The organism is Acinetobacter sp. YH16053 (assembly GCF_013417035.1).
Classification (GTDB): domain Bacteria; phylum Pseudomonadota; class Gammaproteobacteria; order Pseudomonadales; family Moraxellaceae; genus Acinetobacter; species Acinetobacter towneri.
On the sequence record NZ_VPEP01000153.1, the window covers coordinates 1 to 1,107 of the forward strand.

Genomic DNA, 1,107 nt, shown 5'->3' on the forward strand with positions numbered 1-1,107 from the left:
ATTTTTGGACTAATGAGAATAATTTCCCTTACTAAATTATTTTCTATTCTAGTAATAGGCTTGAACTCATCTTTTGTAAGATATTTAACTGAAAGTAAGGGAAATTCTACTGTATTGCATAGAAATTTAGCCTCACCATCTTTATTTGTTCTATTTATTAAAATAGTCTTGTTATTTTCATCACTTAGTTTGAACTCTAAATTTGCAATAGGTTCACCAATGAGATCAACAAACTTAATTAAAATCTCATCATCCATCGTTCCTGAAAAAGTATTTATATAGTAATGCCATTCATCGCCACCAACTAAAATTTTTACTTTTTCCGATTGATTTGATTTTATCCGTTCTGTTCTTCCATATTCATCAAGATTTCCTTTTTGGAACTGTCCATTTTCTCTAACGACTGAATATTTTAAGTCGCTAATATTATTTAGTTCATCAGTTTTAAATAAATTGTATACATCTAATTTATTACTATATGGAAGCACAACATTTGGCATTTCAGGTAACGAAAAGTTGACTTTACTTCCTTGTTTAAATAAATGCTGCCCTGCTTTAGCCTCAAACTTTGTCGGGGTAATAATAGTTATCCCATCTTTATTAATGATGATCTGAGATCCACCAGCCATAGATTTACCTATTTCTTATAAATTTATAAAAAATTGAGCCTGAATTTAGCGTAATATAAATGATTAATAATTCAATGATTTTTAACCAAAGCATGACATTCATCATCGCTATTCAACTGAATGATAGCATCATTGTCACTACAGACAATAAGCAAGTTGTTTTAACAGAAACAGGTGATGCTCAATTCGATCCTAAAAAAACCACAAAAATTCATCCATGGGATCAAGGCATTATTACAGGGACAGGTGAAAGCTATGTGGTGACAAGATCGATAGAATTTTTTAAAAGATTAGCGCATTCAAACATTGCTAAACTCCCCCAATGCCTCGATATTTCTAGACAGATAAGAGAACTCAAAGTAGGGACTGACTACTTTCAAGTCGAGAACACGAAATTACTCTGTTCTCGTTACACTGAGCATGGTGCACAACTTTATACGATACAACGCTTTGAACCATCACAGCCCTATGAGCTTAG

The 1,107-nt window shown here is 32.1% G+C and carries 1 protein-coding gene and 1 pseudogene; one reads left to right on the top strand and one right to left on the bottom strand.

Features of this window, described 5'->3' with window-relative positions:
• Positions 1-629 (bottom strand): type IV secretion protein Rhs (locus tag FTV43_RS15740; protein WP_179995864.1); only part of this gene is annotated, 629 nt, incomplete at its 3' end.
• 59 nt (positions 630-688) lie between these two features.
• Here FTV43_RS15740 and FTV43_RS15745 point away from each other — a divergent pair.
• Positions 689-1,107, top strand: a pseudogene (locus FTV43_RS15745) (hypothetical protein); the annotation flags it as partial.